General features: G+C 37.1%; 18 protein-coding genes. 11 read left to right on the forward strand and 7 right to left on the reverse strand.

All coding sequences use genetic code 11. The features are described 5' to 3' along the window. Positions 1–101: 101 nt before the first annotated feature. Positions 102–725 carry a nicotinamide riboside transporter PnuC gene (gene pnuC / locus ORI89_RS16460; RefSeq protein ID WP_268231607.1) on the forward strand — a complete coding sequence of 208 codons (624 nt, stop codon included), beginning with the start codon at positions 102–104 and terminating at the stop codon, positions 723–725. Beyond that, positions 715–1,776, forward strand: coding sequence for an acyl-CoA dehydrogenase family protein (locus ORI89_RS16465; protein WP_268231608.1), 1,062 nt, complete (start codon positions 715–717; stop codon positions 1,774–1,776). The genes pnuC and ORI89_RS16465 overlap by 11 nt, the downstream gene beginning before the upstream one ends. Here ORI89_RS16465 and ORI89_RS16470 read toward each other — a convergent pair. Continuing rightward, positions 1,766–2,776, reverse strand: coding sequence for an LLM class flavin-dependent oxidoreductase (locus tag ORI89_RS16470; RefSeq protein ID WP_268231609.1), 1,011 nt, complete (start codon positions 2,774–2,776; stop codon positions 1,766–1,768). The two genes, ORI89_RS16465 and ORI89_RS16470, sit on opposite strands and share 11 nt — an antisense overlap. Positions 2,777–2,887: 111 nt before the next feature. Between ORI89_RS16470 and ORI89_RS16475 the strand changes: the two genes are divergently transcribed. Beyond that, the gene (locus ORI89_RS16475; protein ID WP_268231610.1) at positions 2,888–3,664 is read left to right on the forward strand and encodes a TIGR02757 family protein; all 777 of its coding nucleotides are present in this window, start codon (positions 2,888–2,890) and stop codon (positions 3,662–3,664) included. A gap of 25 nt (positions 3,665–3,689) precedes the next feature. On the opposite strand, the gene gap is transcribed toward ORI89_RS16475, so the two are convergent. From gap to ORI89_RS16495, 4 genes are all read right to left on the reverse strand, one after another. Then, positions 3,690–4,703 (reverse strand): type I glyceraldehyde-3-phosphate dehydrogenase, encoded by a 1,014-nt coding sequence (gap, locus tag ORI89_RS16480; RefSeq protein WP_268231611.1) that lies wholly within the window; start codon positions 4,701–4,703, stop codon positions 3,690–3,692. Beyond that, positions 4,703–5,305: a peroxiredoxin family protein gene (locus tag ORI89_RS16485; RefSeq protein WP_268231612.1), complete on the reverse strand. Its 603-nt coding sequence runs from the start codon at positions 5,303–5,305 to the stop codon at positions 4,703–4,705. The genes gap and ORI89_RS16485 overlap by 1 nt, the downstream gene beginning before the upstream one ends. Before the next feature lie 257 nt (positions 5,306–5,562). Continuing rightward, a complete protein-coding gene (gene secDF, locus ORI89_RS16490; RefSeq protein WP_268231613.1) occupies positions 5,563–8,559 on the reverse strand; it encodes a protein translocase subunit SecDF in 2,997 nt (998 codons plus the stop codon). 359 nt (positions 8,560–8,918) lie between these two features. Further along, on the reverse strand, positions 8,919–9,398 hold the full coding sequence (locus tag ORI89_RS16495) for a hypothetical protein (RefSeq protein WP_268231614.1): 480 nt from the start codon (positions 9,396–9,398) through the stop codon (positions 8,919–8,921). A 275-nt stretch (positions 9,399–9,673) separates the two neighbouring features. Between ORI89_RS16495 and guaB the strand changes: the two genes are divergently transcribed. From guaB to ORI89_RS16510, 3 genes are all read left to right on the forward strand, one after another. After that, positions 9,674–11,149 carry an IMP dehydrogenase gene (gene guaB, locus ORI89_RS16500; protein ID WP_268231615.1) on the forward strand — a complete coding sequence of 492 codons (1,476 nt, stop codon included), beginning with the start codon at positions 9,674–9,676 and terminating at the stop codon, positions 11,147–11,149. A gap of 101 nt (positions 11,150–11,250) precedes the next feature. Continuing rightward, complete coding sequence (locus ORI89_RS16505; protein ID WP_268231616.1) at positions 11,251–11,376, forward strand: 30S ribosomal protein THX; 126 nt, start codon at positions 11,251–11,253, stop codon at positions 11,374–11,376. Between the two features lie 185 nt (positions 11,377–11,561). Then, positions 11,562–12,020, forward strand: a complete 459-nt coding sequence (locus tag ORI89_RS16510; protein WP_268231617.1) for a GyrI-like domain-containing protein — start codon at positions 11,562–11,564, stop codon at positions 12,018–12,020. Between the two features lie 50 nt (positions 12,021–12,070). Here the strand turns inward: ORI89_RS16510 and ORI89_RS16515 are convergent, their stop codons facing one another. Beyond that, on the reverse strand, positions 12,071–13,501 hold the full coding sequence (locus ORI89_RS16515) for an aminotransferase-like domain-containing protein (protein ID WP_268231618.1): 1,431 nt from the start codon (positions 13,499–13,501) through the stop codon (positions 12,071–12,073). 113 nt (positions 13,502–13,614) lie between these two features. Between ORI89_RS16515 and ORI89_RS16520 the strand changes: the two genes are divergently transcribed. The 4 genes from ORI89_RS16520 to ORI89_RS16535 all read left to right on the forward strand — a co-directional run bounded on the left by ORI89_RS16520 (position 13,615) and on the right by ORI89_RS16535 (position 16,695). Then, entirely contained in the window at positions 13,615–14,481 is an 867-nt protein-coding gene (locus ORI89_RS16520; protein ID WP_268231619.1) for a DMT family transporter, read from the forward strand. Positions 14,482–14,499: 18 nt separating this feature from the next. Next, complete coding sequence (locus tag ORI89_RS16525) at positions 14,500–14,958, forward strand: GNAT family N-acetyltransferase (RefSeq protein ID WP_268231620.1); 459 nt, start codon at positions 14,500–14,502, stop codon at positions 14,956–14,958. A gap of 89 nt (positions 14,959–15,047) precedes the next feature. Next, a complete protein-coding gene (locus ORI89_RS16530; protein ID WP_268231621.1) occupies positions 15,048–15,902 on the forward strand; it encodes an AraC family transcriptional regulator in 855 nt (284 codons plus the stop codon). A 76-nt stretch (positions 15,903–15,978) separates the two neighbouring features. Beyond that, entirely contained in the window at positions 15,979–16,695 is a 717-nt protein-coding gene (locus ORI89_RS16535) for an FAD-binding oxidoreductase (protein ID WP_268231622.1), read from the forward strand. A gap of 96 nt (positions 16,696–16,791) precedes the next feature. Here ORI89_RS16535 and ORI89_RS16540 read toward each other — a convergent pair whose 3' ends face one another. After that, positions 16,792–19,257: a phosphocholine-specific phospholipase C gene (locus tag ORI89_RS16540; protein WP_268231623.1), complete on the reverse strand. Its 2,466-nt coding sequence runs from the start codon at positions 19,255–19,257 to the stop codon at positions 16,792–16,794. 705 nt (positions 19,258–19,962) lie between these two features. Between ORI89_RS16540 and ORI89_RS16545 the strand changes: the two genes are divergently transcribed. Continuing rightward, positions 19,963–20,295: a DMT family transporter gene (locus tag ORI89_RS16545; protein WP_268231624.1), complete on the forward strand. Its 333-nt coding sequence runs from the start codon at positions 19,963–19,965 to the stop codon at positions 20,293–20,295. Positions 20,296–20,415: the final 120 nt, after the last annotated feature.

Consider the following 20,415-nt stretch of genomic DNA (forward strand, 5'->3'; position numbering starts at 1 on the left):
ATGGAAGGAACCTGATCCAGGTAATGCTGGCGTAGGGATAAATTTTCTTTCTGCTTTTAGCTTTTCCATAAAGTGCGTACAGTTAATGTTTACACACTTATATGTCTATATCAGATATTTTTCAACAAGTATTGAGTGCCCTAGAGGACAGTAGTTGGTCCGAGCGTGTGGCTGTTATTTTTAGTGTTACCCAAGTCTTGTTGTCTAAAAATAACAAATCTTCCAATTATATTTTTGGAATACTTTCTATTTCACTGACTATTTCCGTGTTGTATGGTGTCAAGCTGTATGCTGAGATCTTATTGAATATGTATTATTTAATTATGAGCTTTTATGGCTTATGGTATTGGCGGCACAAAACCGATCGGGCACCTGTGCAGATAACAAAAGCCACGAGAGCCGAGTGGGGCGTAGTTTCTCTGATCGTGCTTTTAGGATATGGAATTTTATTTTTTGTCTTAACAAAATTCACCGATTCAGACGTACCTATGCTCGACGCTATTGTAAGCAGTACAGCATGGGCAGGCATGTGGTTAATGGCTAAAAGAAAGATAGAGAATTGGATATTATTGAATATAAGTAATGCTATTGCTATTCCTTTAATGTTTTATAAAGGTCTTTTCTTATTTGGCTTTCTCACTATTTTTCTATTCATTATCGCTGTATTAGCATATTTTCAATGGAAAAGATTATTAAAGAAACAGGAGTCTAGATATGTTATTTGATATTACTGTACAAAATTTTATAAAGGATAATGTTGATCAAGCGATCGTTGAAAAAACACTATCTCCAGAGCTGCTAGCCCTTGTCTATCAACACAAGTGGTTTAATATATGGGTTCCTAAACAATATGGCGGATTGGAACTGTCACTCACAGAAGGCTGTGATTTATTAGAGGCTTTATCTTATGAAGATGGCGGTTTGGGCTGGACAGTTACTTTATGTTCAGGGGCTAATATGTTTGCAGGCTTTATATCAGCAGATGATGCACAAGATATCTTTACCAAGCCTAATGTATGTTGGGGAGGGAGTGGACAAATATCTGGGAAGGCACATATATACGACGATCATTATCTACTAGAAGGTGTGTGGAAGTATGCGACAGGCGCACCTCATTTGACGCACTTTACCCTCAATGCTTGGGTTTATAAAGACGGACTACAGGTGTTAAATGATGATGGCACACCTAAATTCTGCTCTTTTTATGTTAATCGTTCGGATGTGTTAATACACTATGATTGGGATACCTTTGGTTTAGAAGTTACTGCAAGTCATAGTTTTTCTCTGGATGGTGTTAAAGTTAATTTAAACCAATCTTTTGATATTTCTCCTTCGCATAAAACGTCAGATGCAGCTGTTTATGATTATCCTTTTGATACTTTCGCTGAATGCACATTGGTGGTAAATTATATAGGGATGTTCAGGAAGTATCTGAAGGTTTTGGAAGACCATCTATTAGTAAAATCTCAAGATGCAGCATGGTATAGTCGAAAAGGAAAACAACAGCTACATGATTGTGACCTTGTCGGACAGCATTTAGACAAAATGCGCGTGAAATTAAAACGCTGTATAGAAAGAATCGCGGATCTTCCGATTACAAAAGAACAACAAATGGAAATAACTACTTTAACTAAAGCTATAGTTCAGTTTATTATTGCGGAAACAGCACGGTTATTTCCATATGCAGGTATTACGGGCGCACAACGAGATAGTCTAATTAATCGTGCTTTCCGTAATCTTTATACCGCTTCGCAACATGCTACGCTTAGTCAATAAACAACTCAATATCGGCTAATGCTGCTGCTGTAATAGTAAATGAGTTAAGCCTTTTATTTTGATCGTAAATATAATTAGTGATCATTATTTCATTGACCTTATGTTCTTGTACAAATGTTGAGATTTCGCTTTTCACCTTTTCTTCATTACCAATAAAGGTACATGCGACCATTCCTTGTACTGCTCTTTCTATTTCAGGTATACCATCGTAAATAACTTTTTCGGTAGGAGGGGATAGAGGTCTTCTACTGTTTGTTAAGATACCTGCAAACATATTATAAAGGCTGGTAGATAGGTGTGTGGCTTCTGCTGTAGTCTGGGCTGCTATAACATTTACACAAGCTATAAAATAGGGTTTTGCTAAATATTTAGAGGGTTTAAAGCTCTTTCTGTATATTTCAGCCGCTTGTGTGAACATGGCGGGAGCAAAATGTGCTGCAAAAGCATATGGCAAACCAAGTTCGGCAGCTAGATAGGCTGAATCTGTACTTGAACCCAATATATACAAGGGAATATTTAATCCTTCTCCAGGAAAAGCTCTTACTTTTTCCATAGGATTTTCATTTTCAAAATAGCGTAGCAGAGCAGTCACATCATCCTTAAAATAGAACGAAGTATTTAAATTGTTGCGTCGTAAAGCCATTGCGGTTACTTGATCAGTTCCCGGTGCTCTTCCCAATCCCAAATCAATGCGTCCGGGATATATTGTTTCTAAAGTTCCAAATTGTTCAGCAATGACAAGGGGCGAATGATTAGGCAGCATAATACCACCAGAGCCAACCCGCATAGACTTTGTATGCCCAGCAATATGACCAATCAGCACCGAAGTTGCTGAACTGGCGATATATGGCATATTATGGTGTTCGGCGAGCCATAGACGCTCATAGCCTAATGTTTCGATATGTTGTGCTACTTGTATAGTACGTTCAATTGCTTCTCGAGGGCCACTTCCTTTTGTAACAGCGGCGAGCTCCAATGCCGACAATTTTAGTTTACTCATTTTATAAAAATACGAGGATCTCTTGAGGTTCCGGTAATAATAGTGTAATTATGGTGATGTAAGCTTCTCTTAAAATTACTTATCTTGCACGCTATTGCAGCTTGATTAAAAATGGTAGACTTTAATATACAGGATTTTTTAAATAAGAAAGTAGAACAATTTAATGTGCCTGGTTTTATTCCTAACGATCCTATTTGTATCCCGCATTTATTTACGAAAAAACAAGATATAGAGATAATGGGCTTTTTTGCTGCTATCTTAGCCTGGGGTTTACGAAAAACAATTATTAATAAGTGTAATGAATTAATAACCCGTTTTAATGGCGAGCCTTATCAATTTATTATCAATCATACTGATGATGATTTAAAGCAATTGTTGGGTTTTAAGCATCGTACTTTTAATGACACAGATCTTTTATATTTTGTCTCTTTCTTACGTTTTCATTATGAACAATTTGATTCTTTGGAGGATGCTTTTCTAATAGGTCAGGAAAACGCAGCTCAAGTTTCGATAGAAAAGAGTTTAAATGAGTTTAAGTCTTATTTTTTTTCACTCCCTGATTATCCTCATCGAACTCGGAAACATATCAGTTCTCCGCTACAGAAGTCAAGTTGTAAACGTCTAAATATGTTCCTCAGGTGGATGGTGCGCCGAGATGGGAAAGGGGTTGACTTTGGCATTTGGGACCGTATTCATCCAAGAGACTTAATTTGTCCGTGTGATGTGCATGTAGAGCGGGTGGCACGTCGTTTTGGTCTTTTTACAGCAAAAAAAGTAAATTGGAAATCTGCACAGGAGCTTACCAATAATTTAAAAATATTGGATGCTAATGATCCTGTCAAGTATGATTTTGCTTTATTTGGAATAGGTGTGGAGCAGGAAGTATGATCCACACCCATATATTCGAAAGTTTTTAGCGGATGAGACTTCTTTTATAGAGTTTTAATAATAGGTCTACCATACGGTTTGAATAACCATATTCGTTATCATACCAGCCAACTACTTTTACCAAACCTCCGACAATAGAAGTCAATTGCGAATCAAAAACGCAAGAATAACTATTGTTTATTATATCAACAGATACAATAGGATCTTCCGTATAGAAGAGTATGTCCTTTAGTTGATTGCCTGCTGCTTCTTTAAAAGCTGCATTAATATCTTTTACTGTTGTTGCTTTGTGTAATGTACAAGTGAAATCTGTTAATGAACCGTTCAATACAGGGACACGAATCCCTGCTCCTCCTAATTTTCCTTCCAAGTGTGGAAAGACATTGGTGATTGCTTTTGCAGCACCTGTAGTTGTAGGGATAATGGATGAAGAAGCTGCCCTTGCTCTTCTGAGATCTCGGTGTGGGGCGTCGTGAAGATTCTGATCACCTGTCATCGAATGCACCGTTGTAATATATCCGTCGTTGATACCCCAATTTTCGTCAAGTATTTTGACAAGAGGAGCAACATTATTGGTAGTACAGGAAGCATTTGAAAAAACCGGACTCGACCAGTCGAATTCTGCATCATTGATTCCTAATACTACGGTTGGAATATCTTTATCTGGTGAAGGGGCTGAGATGATCACTTGTTTAGCTCCTGCTTCCAAATGTTGGGAGGCAGAGTTTTCTGAAGTAAATAGGCCGGTAGATTCTACGACTATGTCAATCGACATTTGATGCCAAGGTAATAAGCGTGGGCTACCTTCTTTTAGGACCTTGATTTTATGTCCTTGAATGTAGATATGTTCCGTATCATGATCCACCTTTAAAGGAAATGGACCATGCACAGAGTCGTATTTTAATAGATGCGCTAGTGTCGCTGTATCTGTTAAATCATTTATAGCGACAACTCGTATCTCTTTTTCTAAACTACGTCTATAAATATTTCGCAAGGTATTTCTTCCTATCCTTCCGAAACCATTAATTGCTATTTGCATTACTTGGTAAATTCAGCGATAACCTGATCGATAGGTTTAGCACCCTCCCAATTTGATTTTAATACTCCATCAGCACCATAGACATAATTTGCAGGGAACTGTTTTGGTATATGAAAATTTTGAATAAACTCTTGGTTTCTATCGTATAAAACTTCCACATTCTTTTTACCGCTTAATTCCTTACCGAAGGTCTCCAAGAAAGAAGACATTAAAGCAGGATCATTCATAGAAACAAAATAAAGATTTACATCTTCGATTTTAGCATAGTTAGCTGCTAGATGTTTTGTTTCTTCTTGACAATGTCCGCAATTAGGATCAAATAAGATGAATGCGGTATTTCTATTTGGTGCAATATCGTTATTGGTAAAACCTATACCTGATTTTACTTTATAAAATTTAAATTGGGGAATAGAAGCTGCAGCGTCTTTAATATTTGGAAGAGGTCTTGCTTCTGTTTGTGCCGGAGCTGTTGCAGTAGGTGTATTCGGTTCGGCTTGTTGCACATTGGTTTGCGTTTCAACTTTATTGTTTGTCGACTCTGATTGACAAGAGCTTAGAGCTAAACAAGCTGATAATGTAATTCCCGTAAATAAATATTTCATGTGTATATAAATTGTGACTCTACATTTATTTGTCATATGGAATGCTCGTTTGTGTATGTGTTTAAGAAAACAGGAGAATTCGATATGTTTATTAGTCAAATCTAATTAAAAATGATGGAAAGCTAGTGAGAAAATATTTAAATGATGCTAAAATGAAATTTCTAAAAAAACTGTAGTATATGTGAAAGGAGAGGAGCATTAAAAAAGGCTTTCAGAAAACTGAAAGCCTTTTTTAATAAATTATAACCTATTTCAAATTATGGAGTAACCACTTTTGCTTTTTCAGCTTTTGGCTGTGCAAAAGTCTTTCCACGACCTAAGTCATATACAGACGGTGCTGCCATAAAGATAGAGGAGTATGTACCTACTATAATACCGATTAATATTGCAAAAGAGAATCCACGGATTACTTCACCACCAAAAATGAATAATACAGCTAGTACGAAAATAATCGTTAGCGATGTAATAATCGTACGGCTCAGTGTCGAGTTGATTGCTTGGTTAACAATACCACCGAAATCTTCTTTGTGCGCATTAGGCTTGTTTAAGTATTCTCTTAAGCGGTCAAATACAACAACTGTATCGTTCACCGAATAGGCGATTACTGTCAATATCGCTGCAACAAAATGCTGGTCAATATCTAATGAGAAAGGGACAATACCATCTAATAAAGAGAATAAACCCAATAAGATAATTGTATCGTGAATTGTTGATATTGCTGCACCAACAGAATATTGCCATTTATGGAAACGCACTAAGATATATCCCGCCATAATTAAAACTGAGAAAATACCTGCCCAAATAGCTCTTTCTTTAATATCTGTTGCTATTGATGGCCCTACTTTTTGCGACGACAGAATTTCGTGCTTATTGCCTGAAACTTTAGATAGTCCTTCATTTAGTTTATCTAACACTTGTTTGTCGGCGTCATCGCTTGTTTCGTCCACTAAGAATGTTGTTGTTACACGAACTTGGTTGCTCCCTCCAAATGTTTTCACTTCTGTGCTCGAACCAAAAGCAGCATCTAAGTTCTCTCTAACTTCTTCTAAGTTTACTGCGTTTTCATAGGCAACAGTGAACGTACGGCCACCACGGAAATCAACACCTAAAGTAAAGCCTTTAGTCATGATAGAGCCTATAGAAATTACACAAGCAATGATAGAAATAACGTAAAACATTTTACGTTTTTTAATAAACTGGAAGTTTGCATTTTGTAAAGTTTTTGCTGACCAAGGGAATGAAACTGAAATTTTCATGTCCTTATCTAACATAAACTCAAAAATCAAACGAGAGATAAATATCGATGTAAATAGGGAGGTAGCAATACCTACCATTAATGTCGTTGCAAAACCTAAGATTGGTCCGCTTCCGAAGAAGAATAATACCAGACCCACTAAGAAAGTAGTAATCTGTGAGTCTAAGATCGAAGGCATCGCATTTTTATAACCATCTGCTATGGATTGGCGTGTAGATTTACCTAAAGCCATTTCTTCCCGTATACGTTCGTAAATCAGTACGTTTGCATCTACTGCAGTACCCATCGTCAAAACGATACCAGCAATACCCGGTAGGGTAAGAACAGCTCCTAGCGAAGCTAAAATACCCATTAAGAAGAATACGTTGAATATAACCGCAATATTAGCTGCAAAACCCGCACGGTTATAGTAAGCGATCATGAATAACATAACCACGACAATGCCTATTACAGCTGAGTTTACACCTGCATCAATAGCTGCTTGCCCTAATGAAGGGCCTACAATTGCTTCTTCTACAATTTTAGCTGTAGTAGGTAAGCGACCCGCTTTTAAAACGTTGGCTAAATCTTTTGTATCTTCAATAGTAAAGCTTCCTGATATAGAAGAGTTACCGTTAGGAATCTCTTCGTTTACTGAAGGTGCTGAATATACGACACCATCCAATACAATAGCAATTGCATCTCTGTTTTGAGCAGCTTGCGCTGTTATTTTACGCCATTGACGTGCACCTTCGGAGTTCATCTCCATCGAGACAACGGGACGATTTTGTTCATCAAAGTTATCACGTGCGTCAGTGATAAATTCACCGGTCATTACAGCACCGTTTTCAGTGCCAGATGTTTTGATCGCATATAACGATAAGAAGTTTGGCGATCTATGCTCTGGTTTTACAGCCCATAAAAACTTAAGATTGCCTGGTATATTGCTTTTTACTTCCGGACGGCTCAGGTATTGATTCACACGGGCAGTGTCTTTTAGATTAGCAATACCAACCATTGCACCTGGAGATAGGCTAGGTTGTCCATTTTCCGACATATACGTTGATGGATTCAACACACTGAAAAGTGGATTGCTAGCTGCTAAATCATTTAAGTTTGTAGAAGCATCAGTTGTAGAATCTGATTTTGACGCACTTAAATTAGCTAATAAGTTTTCATCATTTTTACTGCTGTCTGCGGCAACAACTGAAGTAGAATCTGTTGTTTTTGCGAGAGCTTCGGTCTTAATGCTGTTTGCTAAAATCGCGTTGATGTTTTCTAATAAAGGATAAACCTGGAAGTTATCATGTGTTTCGTAGAACTCTAACTTGGCTGAACCCTGTAGAAGTTTACGAACACGGTCTTCGTCTGTAATACCCGGAAGTTCAATTAAGATACGGTTAGTACCTTGCTGGATCTGAATATTAGGAGAGGCTACGCCAAATTTATCAATACGTGTACGTAATACTTTGTATGAGTTTTGTATCGCATTGTCAGCTTCGCGGTTAAGAAAACTACGAAGTTCTCCTTCCGAACTAGTTGCCTGTATCAAGGAAGAGTTGTCTTTGTTTGCGAAAAAACTTGCTAGTGGAGTTGTTGCTCCCGAAGCTTTATATTCGTCAATAAACAGTTCAACTAAACCTTTATTAACAGATTTATTTTTTTCCAATGCACTTTCAAGCGCTCCATTGAATTTTTCATCTTTCGTATTGCCAGCTAAATTCTGGATCAATTCGTCTAGTGAAATTTCCATAGTGACGTTCATTCCGCCTTTAAGATCCAGTCCTAAAGCAAGTTCGTAAGCCTTAGCTTCACGATATGTAAATTTAGCAATTCCTAAATTATACACTTCTTCACCTGCCATGGAGTCTAAATACGCTTTCTCCTTAGTTATATCGCCCTGTGCGTACTTGGCGGCATCTCGTTCTACTTTACGTGTAACAAATGTGAACGATAGGGAATAGAGGCATGCTATTGACACCACTACTACCAAAAATTTAATCAGCCCTTTACTCTGCATTGTCTGTAATTCGTGTATTTAATATGATATAGTTTATATAATTTATTTCTCGATTTAACGCAATTAATACTTAGCCAAGAACCGCAAAGGTATGAATTTTTTGTAGAAAGAAAAGATTATTTGGCATATATCCAAATAAATATTTATAGGGAAAATGCGATTAAATGCCGTGATAAAGCGGTATATGCTGTAATCGTGTATTGAGAAGGTTTCTAGTTTTCCTATTACGACAGGAAAACCTGTTCAGGTATGATGTATTAGGATGGTACAGATTCTAATGTTCCGTAATGCTAAAACGGTAGATTATACTTGATAATCTACCGTTTTAATGTGTTAAGCAGTAATGCTTTTATATGTTATTAGTTTAATACATACTTTAGCCCTAAACTGAAACGACCACCTTTAAAGTTACTGTCATTTGTCAAGTTCCACCAAGGTTTCCAGTCGAAATGTACACCTAATGGTAATGTACTTATTTTATATTCTAATCCTGCTGCAGGTCTGATTGCAAAATATGTTTTATCTTTTGGTCCTTGATCCACAAAAGCAAGTTGAGGACCAATACCTACAAACCAATTTAAGCCTTGAGCATTAGGAACAGGTCTGTTATACGAATAATCTACTCCAATAACTGTGTGGTTGTCTCCAAAAAGTACTTGTGCATTACCAGCATTATTACCATTAAAAGCATGTTTTATTTGTGGACCCCATAAGGTTGGACCTGTACCCATATCAAAGGCTAAACCTATTGCTGTTTTGTAAGGTGCTTGTGCTTGTGTTTTTTCAACACCTATAGTGAAAAGGGCCGCAGCTAGGATAGGTAAAAATAATTTTTTCATGTTTGTTTTTTTATTATGTTCATTATATTACTGTACTATAGCAATATCGGATGTCTTAAATCTAGTATATGAAAGCAAAAGTTTAGTTCAATACTTCGAATTTTAATTTCATCTATTGTATAGAATCGACATCTCGAGCAAATAGTTTGCCAAATATAAGCATACTGTTGATTTATTATTCATTTTCCGGGATAAAAAAGAATAACCTTTTTGAAAATTGTAGAGAATTTTGTACTTTTGTCTCGCATAAAGAAACTTCAAAGATATTTCGCCATATGCAATTAGATCCACAAAAATTTGTAGCTGAAGGTTTAACATACGATGATGTATTGTTAATACCAGCTTACTCGGAAATCTTACCTCGTGATGTTGATACGAGCACTCGATTAACAAAGAAAATCAGATTAAATATACCCTTAGTTTCTGCGGCAATGGATACAGTAACCGGAGCCGATTTAGCTATTGCTATTGCACAGGCGGGTGGTATAGGAATGTTGCATAAAAATATGTCTATCGAAGCTCAGGCGGCAGAAGTACGTAAAGTTAAACGTTCTGAAAGCGGAATGATCCAAGATCCTGTTACTTTATTAGAGAACGCTACAGTTGGCGATGCTTTCAAGATAATGAAAGAACATAAAATCGGCGGAATTCCGATTACAGCTGTTGACGGGCGTTTAGTAGGTATTGTCACCAATCGTGATCTTCGTTTTCAGAAGGATATGAGCAAGCCTATTAATGAGCTGATGACGAAAACTAATCTAGTTGTTGCTCCTGAAGGTACTAATTTAATACAGGCAGAAGAGATACTACAGAATCAAAAAATAGAGAAGTTGCCTGTAGTTGATAGTGCCGGATACTTGAAAGGGCTAATTACTTTTAAAGATATTCAAAAATATAGACACTATCCTAACGCTGCAAAAGACGAGCATGGGCGTCTTCTAGTAGGCGCTGCTGTTGGTGTTACGGCCGACACTTTGGAGCGTGTAGAAGCTTTAGTTGCAGCTGGTGTGGATGTGGTAACGATAGATACAGCACATGGACATTCAAAAGGAGTGGTTGATAAGTTGAAACAAGTAAAAACAGCTTTTCCCGAACTTCAGGTAGTTGTTGGTAATATTGCAACAGGTGCTGCAGCCAAACATTTAGCAGATGCCGGAGCTGATGCTGTTAAGGTAGGTATAGGGCCTGGATCTATTTGTACTACTCGTATTATAGCAGGGGTTGGCGTGCCACAGCTTTATGCGGTTTATGAAGTTGCAAAAGCACTTAAAGGAACTGGCGTGCCTCTAATTGCAGATGGTGGTATTAAACAGACGGGGGACATCGCAAAAGCGATAGCTGCAGGTGCAGATACGGTTATGGCCGGATCTTTATTTGCAGGTGTTGAGGAAGCGCCCGGCGAAACGATCATCTATGAAGGACGTAAGTTTAAATCATACCGTGGGATGGGCTCTTTAGAAGCCATGCAAAAAGGTTCTAAAGATCGTTACTTTCAGGATGTTGAAGATGATATTAAAAAATTAGTACCCGAAGGTATTGTTGGACGCGTACCTTATAAAGGGACATTGGCTGAGGTTGTATATCAGTATGTGGGTGGCCTGAAGGCATCCATGGGCTATTGTGGTGCGGCAACAATAGAGCGTTTAAAAGAAGCGCAATTTGTACGGATTACTGGAGCTGGTTTACGGGAGTCACATCCACATAATATTTCCATTACGAAAGAAGCACCCAATTACAATAGTAGAGGTTAATTAATAGGCCTTGCGTTTAAAGGAGAGGGTTTGAATAATTATTCTTTTTTTGTTATATTGCTGATTCAAAGTTCAATAATAAACAAAAAAAATATTTCAATATGGGAAAAGGGGATAAAAAGACACGTAAAGGCAAGATTTTTTTAGGTTCGCATGGCAAAAAGAGGCCAAAAAATGGACCGAGAAAAACAAATCTAAAAAAAGAAGAAGTAAAAGAGGGAGCATAAGCTCCCTTTTTTTGGCTTATGTAAAACCTGTCGTTGAATAAATTTTAAGAAAAAAGGAGAAACAGGCTTTACTATTATTAAAGCTAATATATTTAGCTTTTGGTTTGTTTTTTATTGAATCAAAAACTACCTTTATTAAAAATTGGCAAAGGCCGTATTATTTAAATAAATTAAAAAGTAAAGGTATGATAAAAGGTTTTAAGCTTATCGGTATAGAAGTGCGGACAACAAATCTAAATAATCAGGCAGCGAACGACTTAGGCAACCTTTGGGCCAAGTTTTTAAGTGAAAATTTATTAGAATGTATTCCTAATAAACTTTCTGATGAAATTCTGGCTATTTATACAGATTATGAGAGCGATTACAAGGGCGCTTATGCAGCTATTTTGGGCGTGCGTGTTTCTAGTCTTGCGCTAGTCCCGGAAGGATTGATTGGGCGGGAGTTTCCACAAGATAATTTCTTGAAATTTACAGCAAAAGGAGTAATGCCCAATGCAGTGGTGGAAAGTTGGATTCATATTTGGGAGCAGGATAAAGAATTAAATAGAAAATATAGCTATGATTTTGAACTGTATGGAGAGCGGTCCCAGCAAGGGGACAGTTCAGAAGTAGATATTTATATTGCTACATTACCCTTTTCCTAAACTTTGTTAGTTGCAACAGTCATTAGGTTAAAAAATCAATCTTAACATATTTATACAATTGGTTTATTGATCAATGCCTTAGCAAGGCTACCAAGCTCTTTTAATTTTAACTCTAGCTTGTCATTCCATGGTAAGCCTATACAAAGGCGCATACAATTGTCAAATTGATTTTGCAGCGTAAATATTCTACCTGGCGATATACTGATTTTTCTTTTAAGTGCATAATCGTAAAGTACCCTCGTATCTATTTCTCCAACAAACTCTACCCAAAGCGATAAGCCTCCCTGTGGACGACTTATTTTAGTACCTGCTGGAAAGTATAGTGCTATAGCTTCACTATATTTTTGATAGTTATTTTGCAAAGTTTTACGCAGATATCGCAGGTGTTTTTCGTACTTACCGGTCATTAAAAAATTACCTACAGCTTCGTTAATAATTGAAGTCGATGATAGGGAGTGTATAAGTTTTAGTTTAAGTATTTCTTTTTTGTATTTTCCTGGGGCTATCCAACCTACACGATATCCGGGGGCCAATGTTTTTGATATAGAGCCGCACCATAAGACATTTCCTTCGGTGTCGAATGATTTGCAGCATTTTGGCCGTTTAGTATCAAAATACAGTTCGCCATAGGTATCGTCTTCTATTAACGGAATGTTATTCTTTGCTAATAGTCCAACGAATTGCTGCTTCTTCTCATCAGGCATACAATACCCCAAAGGGGTGTTAAAGTTAGGAACTAATATGCAGGTATCTATTTGATGAATAACTTTTTTAAAAGCCACAATATCTAGGCCTGTTATTGGATGAGTTGCCAGTTCTAAAACCCGTAAGCCTAAACTAGTCGCCAGCTGGAGAATACCGGGGTAGGACGGGCTTTCGATACCAATAGTATCTCCGGGTTTCGTTACCGCCATTAAACATAGTGTTAAAGCATGCATGCAGCCACTTGTTGTAATTATTTCATTATCTGTAAGATTTCCTTCCCATGTTAAAGATCGTGCTGCGATCATTCTTCGCAGCTTAAGATTGCCTTGTATTGGCTCGTATTCGGTACCTCCGTCATGTAAACTTTTTGTAGCCCGTATAATTTCTTTCTTTAGTTTAGATAAAGGCAATAGATTTCCTGAAGGCACACCGAGAGAGAATAAGGTTAAATCTTCACGCCCCATGGTTGAATATACAGCATTCATTAATTCGTCGGGCTCTTTATTATTTGCAATAGGTACGGGTTGGCTTGCTGTAGGCAACGGTAATTTAAATGAGGTCAGTGAACTCACAAAGTAGCCTGATTTAGGTTTGGAGTGTACGAGAGATTGCGATTCCAATTCGAGAAAAACTCTTTTTGCAGTATTGATACTTATACCATGTTCTTTGCTAAGGTTTCGTATAGATATAAGTTTTTCACCAGTTTTCAGTACGCCCGATTTTATTTTATCAGCTATATTATCTGCGAATTCGTTGTATAGAAAGTCTTTCTTCATGATCAGTTCATACAAATATATCTGTGTCCATCTAAATTGCCAAAACTGTGACTGTATTCATTGATGTTGTTTACTGATTTTTGCTCTATACAGTTAAGAAAATTTTAAATGACATGAAAGAAAATTCATCCCAGGGTTGGGTTAATGGTGGTATCGGAGTGCTGCTATTTAGTGGTTCTTTGCCCGCAACAAGGGTCGCTGTTATGGAATTAAGCCCTCTTTTTTTAACAGTAGCTCGGGCTAGTGTTGCAGGTATATGTGCATTTCTTGTTTTGCTATGGTTTAAGAAAGAGTTTCCTAGTCGTAAACAAATACCTTCTTTAGTTATTATTGCTTTGGGCGTGGTCGTTGGTTTTCCTTTGTTAAGTGCCTTTGCTCTCGAATATATTACTTCAGCACGTTCTATTGTGATTCTGGCTATGCTACCTGTTTCCACGGCTGTCTTTGCCGTATGGCGTAGTGGAGAACGTCCTTCGCCTATATTTTGGTTTTTCTCTCTCTTGGGCAGTGTTTTAGTCATGGGCTACGCATTTACGCAGGGTTTCGACGGCTCACTTCAGGGCGATTTGTTTATGCTTCTGGCTGTCCTGCTATGTGGGTTAGGTTATGCTGAGGGAGCAAAATTATCTAAATCTTTAGGTGGGTGGCAAGTAATTTCATGGGCATTAATTATTTCATTACCGCTTATGTTGCCGCTCATGTTTTTATACCAACCTAGTTCCTTCGGGTTGATTAGTTTTAAAGCCTGGTTTAGTTTAGGTTATGTTTCGCTATTCAGTATGTTTATAGGTTTTATTTTTTGGTACAAGGGCTTGGCGCAAGGTGGTACAGCAACCGTTGGACAGCTTCAGTTATTACAGCCTTTATTAGCTTTAGGTTTAGCAGCCTTACTTTTGAAGGAGGATGTAAGTTATGGAATGCTTATAGTTACTTTCTTTGTAATTTTGTGTGTTGTAGGAACAAAGAAGTTTGTAAAGTAATATAAGGGGTTTAAACCAATGTATAATATAGAAAAAGAAATGCTTGTAAAAGCTTTTGATGAATTGACTACTAAAGAGCTTTATACTATTTTACGTTTACGAAGTGAGGTTTTTGTTGTTGAGCAAAGTTGTATATACCTCGATCTTGATAATAAAGATCAACAAAGTCATCATGTACTCCTTTATAAGAACAGTCATTTGGTCGCTTATAGCCGTGTGTTGCCTGCCGGCCTGTCTTATAAAGAAGTATCCTTCGGCAGGGTTTTAGTCCAAGCGGATTATAGGGGGGAAGGTTGGGGGAAAATAATTATTGAAGCATCTATACAGGCTGTTTATCGAATTTATGGACATGTACCCATTAAGATAGGAGCGCAGTGTCATTTGAGAAACTTATACGAAACCTTTGGTTTTGTAGCCCATGGAGAGCGTTATGATGAAGATGGTATTACACATATTGATATGTATAAAGCAGATTGATATATGATTTTGCGCTAATATGACAAAGTGAACATAGAGGGCTATAACAAACTAGTATATTTGACAGTGATGGTGAAGTTTAGGAAATTATGGCACATAGACGTAGTATACCAGTAAGATTACTGCCTGATGAGTTTATCAATGGTATTGTTATAGAGAAAATCTCTCCGGATGTTTTTTATCTGGATGAAGGACTTGGCACCTCGCATCGCCATGATTACCATATGTTTTTACTTCAAGAAATGGGTCTTACTCACACAGAGATTGATTTTGAAGAGTATATAATCAGAGAAACTAGCATCATGTATTTATCTCCTAGTCAAGTGCATCGTGGTTTTAAGGCTGAAGACATGGAGGTGTACATGCTAATTATAAAGTCCGAAAATATAAATTCCGATTATTTAAAATTATTGCAACGTGTGTCCCCTTTGCGACCTTTAGCGATAAAGCTCGACGATCTTTTATTAATCAAGAAAGCTTTTGAAATTAGCCTGCAGGTATTTGAAAAAACACGTGATAAACTTTATTCTACTTTATTGCGGGATTGCTGCAATACTGTTATTGGCCTACTAATTTCCGAATATATTAAAGATGAGAAGAAGCTTCCTGTTATTTCTCGTTTTCAGCGGGTAGCCAAAGCTTTTTCACTTTGTTTAGAAGATAACTATAAGTGTTGTAAAAGTCCGGCCGAATATGCAATGCAATTAAATATAGCTACATCTTATTTGAATGAATGTGTTAAAAATGTAACTGGTTTTCCTGTTTCCCATCATATACAGCAACGTGTCATATTAGAAGCTAAGCGTATGTTATATCATTCAGACAGATCTGTTAAGGAAATATCTATTGAGTTAGGTTATGATGATTATTCGTACTTTTCAAGGATGTTTAAAAAATTAACAGGTATGACAGCTATTGATTTTAGATACAAAAACCACGTATAGTCCAATTACTACCTCTTTATGTCCTTTTCTAAGTTAAAAATAGTCGGTTTCTTTGAAATATTAAAAATATAAGAATATGCCAAGAGCGCCAAAATGGGTTTTTGATACCCTTGATTTTTTTATGTCTAAACTTCCTCATGTTGAAGTTGTGAAAGCCGAATATTTATCAAAAACATTAAAATTGATTCGTATAAAAGGTGATTTCAATGACTTAGCATTACCTGTCGGGGCTTTCTTTGACATCCGTGTTACCGATACTGATGCCAGACGATATACTATATCGGGTGTAGATGCGGAACAGAATACATTGGATTTGATTGCCCATATACATGGCTCGGGCTGTGGTAGTGATTATATAGATGCTTTGAAAGAAGGTGATGAAATGATTTTGAACAAACCACGTACTGATCAGAAGTATTATGAGCAAACAGCTGAAAAAACAATTTTTTTTGGTGACGAGACTTCACTGGCTTTAGCGTGTTCTTTTCTGCCTGTTATTAAAAATACGGGACAGTATTTTCATTTTATTTTTGAACTGGAGGAAATAAATCATGATATCCCTCGTTTACTAGGTTTTGAAGATTATAGTGTATATCCCAAAAAAGGATTATTCCAAAATCAGGAATGGTTGAAAGAGTCTGATCTTTTTAAGAATATCGAATGGGATGATGCTTATTTTGTGCTTACAGGAAATGTTAAATCCGTTCAAACATTTAGAAAAACAATTAAGGCTCTTTTTAATGTGAAGACCAAAGGCCATGGGTTTTGGCTGGAAGGAAAAAAAGGACTGTAGCGTTTGGTTGTGTACGTTGCTGCATACTTTACTTATTATTGCTGGCCATTAAAATTAATTGGGACTAAAAGGATATTTTAACCCCAATTAAATATTTTAGCGCCCTAATAAAGGATCTGTTTTTCCTTGTTTTCCAAATTCGATTCTTCCGGCATATTGTTCTTCAAAACGGTTAAAATCTGGTGTGCTGACTAGAAAGTCATACCAATAATCTTGTTTAGAAATATCGAAACTTACCACCGTAGATTCGCCGCTCTTTAATACAATTGATTTTTTTTCCTTGCTGTAGCTGATATCTTCTATTAAAAGTCTGTGAGCACGACTATCTTCATTTATACACTGTATGGATATGCGTCCTGTAAAGGCATTTTTGCCCTTCTTTTTTTCATATGTACAACGTGTTTTTATTTTGGGGTTTGCCTCTTGTCCTTTGAATGATCTGTAAAACCCGTTCGGTCCATACACTTCCAGGTGGTATGTTTTGTTTTCAAACGCAGCTATAGACCAATTATCTGATAGGCTCTTGCCAGGGCTTAATGCATAATTTCTTGAAGAACCTATTTCCCCTTTATACGGTGTACTGTTATAAACTGTAAAAGGAGAACCGCTGGCAGCATCTCCAAAAACGTCTTTGGCAACTTCAAAAGTAATTTCATATTGACCGTCTGTTTTACAGGTGCCGTGTGCATAAAGCTCGTAAGGGAGTGTACAGGAATTACGGACGCCTTTTTCTTGTTTAGGAAAATAAGGTGAAGCCAACGGGTTTTCTTCTATTTGCTTAATTTCCTCTTTTGTTAACGCTTTATATCCGGTCGGGAGATCTTTAAATTGAGCCTGATGAATTCCTTGTATAAAAGGCTTACGTTTGAGCACCATAGGCTTTTCTATAGCCTCTCCTTTGTATGGTCTAAAAGTTGAGGTAAGATCCCCACACACAGCACGTCTCCAATTACTTATATTTGTTTCTTTAATTTCTCGATTAGCTTTATGGCTGATAAATTTTTCTAAAAACTGTAAGCTTGAAGTATGATCAAAAACTTGGGAGTTTACCCAACCTCCTCTTGTCCATGGCGAAGCTATAATCATAGGCACGCGATAACCTAAGCCAATGTTACTTTCACGCCCACTGTCCGGATAATATTGTTCATCTCGGCGCACAAATTCTAGTTTTGCATCAATATCGGATGATACCTTACCTGTATCGGCTTGATATGGGTTCGGACCGACAAAAGGAGCGACATGGTCAAAGTATCCATCATTCTCATCATAAGTCAGTATAAATATAGTCTTTTTCCATACATCAGGATTTTCCGTTAGAATATCCATTATCTCACTCACATACCATGCCCCAAACCAAGGAGAGTCGGGGTGGTCCGAGAATAATTGGGGAGGCGTAAGCCATGAAACTGTTGGAAGGCTTCCATTTTTGACATCTTCGCGAAATTGATACAGAATGTCACCTTTTGGAATTTCAAGCTCTCTTTTTTCTCCGCCTTCTTCATAATTCATTGTCTCCAACTTCATATAGTCAGGGTGAGCTCTGTTGTTGACAAAAGCTCGGTTATGGATTTCTTTTGTCCTTTCATCCAGTTTTTCAAAATTAGCTTCTGTGTATTCATTTAATTCTTTTAGAACCTGTTGATGTTTGTCGTGCAGTTCATGTAGCTTATCGCTGTCCGTTGTGTCTTTTATTTCTTGCTCAATCTGACTTTTTCTTTGCCCTAGAAGTTCCCGATAGCGTGCGCTATATTTCACCTTATACTGTGGGAAATACTCCATAGGGTTACATCCAAAATTGGCTAACCAGCTATTGGCTTTTCCTGTATAGCCTGCACTACTGGATGATATTTCGTTTTGGTAAATTTTCCAGTCTACTCCTATCTCCGAAAGGCGTTCAGGAAAGGTCTTCCAATTGGCTTTACCGCTAAATTCTGAATCGCCATTCCATACTAGGGCTTTTCCTGTCAGATTTTCTCTGATATTTCCTGTCCAGAAATATAATCTATTGGGATTTGTTCCCGTAATACTCGAACAGAAGTTTTGATCGCATATGGTAAAAGAATCTGCAAGGGAATAATAAAAAGGAATATCTTCTCGCGTGTAATGCCCCATGGTCAATGGAAGGTCTGCAAAGTCTTCGGACCACGGTCTTTTTACATCCAGCCATTTATCCATTTTGCCATTATTTCGAGCATCTGTTTGATCTGTCCAGTTATGCGGAAGACAGCCCATCCACGTGATTTTCGAATCTTTAATATCTAAGTGGAACGGAGCGAAAGTTTCACCTGATGCTCTCGTTTGTAACCATACTTTGTTTTTATTCGGTTGGCGTATTGTTCTGGGATCATTAAACCCGCGCACACCTTGGAGAGTTCCAAAAGCGTGGTCAAAAGATCTATTTTCCTGCATCAGAATAACTACATGTTCAGCATCATAAAAAGTGCTTCCCAATGCCGGATTTATTGCTAATGCTTTAGCAATAGCAGGTGGTAACGACTGGGTTAATGATGCCCCTCCTGCGAGCAAAGCTGCCTTTTTTAAGAAATTTCTTCTCGAATCCATATGTTGATTTTATTGTATTAAACAAGAATCATAATAGCAGCATTATCTTTTCCAATGAATGGGTATTTTCGAGGGAGATTTAGGTCCGATATCTTAAAGTTTCTTCCTACTAAAAATAACTTTTATGCTGAATTAAAGTAGAAAGATATAGATTTTTGTTTTATTAGTTATTGCGAATAAAGCTTCTAGCGATAATTTTACAATTTATTAATCTCGGGTTAATAAGCTATGCCTCTAGTTTTTGGGGGTAGGATAGGAGTGTGCTCGCACTGTATATAACCTTATTAAGTAATTATATACTGATGAGGTTAGCGTAAGTTTTACCAATATATATGCGTGGAGTTGTAGTAAGGGGTGTTATTTTCCTTTCTTATGCCGAATGCTGCATAAGAAAGGAAAATGTAATTGATGATAAAGTGGTGGATCTTTTTTACAATATTGATATATGGTGATTTGTTGCCTCCATACTGTATTCTTTACCATCGAAATCCGCATCCCTTAAGGTCGCTTTCATTGTGCGAGCTTTGCAGTTTGAGTCACAGAGTATAAAGCTACCATAATCTCTTCTTCTGCACCAGCCGATATCTCCTGTACAATTACAAAAAGCCCAAGAATTGTTTCCCCCCCTTTAAAAGTTTAACATGTGCTATAGTCTATTCAGAAATACTTACTTTTGTAATGACTGTTCACTAGGTCATAAATTCTATGAAGCACTATTTGTTTTTAGCAGCTGCTATTCTATTTGAAGTTGTTGGTACGTCATTTTTAAAGAAAACAGAACAGTTTAGTAAACCTGTTCCTTCAATTATCTTTATCTGTTCATTAGCACTTTCTTTTTATCTCCTTACATATGCATTAAAAGGTGTTCCCATGGGGATAGCCTATGCTATTTGGTCAGCCTTTGGCATTGTGATTATTTCGGCAGTAGGTTATTTTGTATACAAAGAAACGCTAGATCTACCTGCTATATTGGGAATTGCGCTGATAGTAATTGGTGTTGTTATCATCAATTTATTTTCTAAATCAAGTGCTCATTAACTGCTATTATACTAAGCGGATTGATATTATGGCCATCTCTTTATCATATAATCCTTAGACTAATTCCAGTATGCTACAGTATAGCTTAAGTCCAAGTATATCGGGAAGAAGATATGCCCA

Origin of the sequence: Sphingobacterium sp. UT-1RO-CII-1, assembly GCF_026711005.1 — a bacterium.
Classification (GTDB): domain Bacteria; phylum Bacteroidota; class Bacteroidia; order Sphingobacteriales; family Sphingobacteriaceae; genus Sphingobacterium.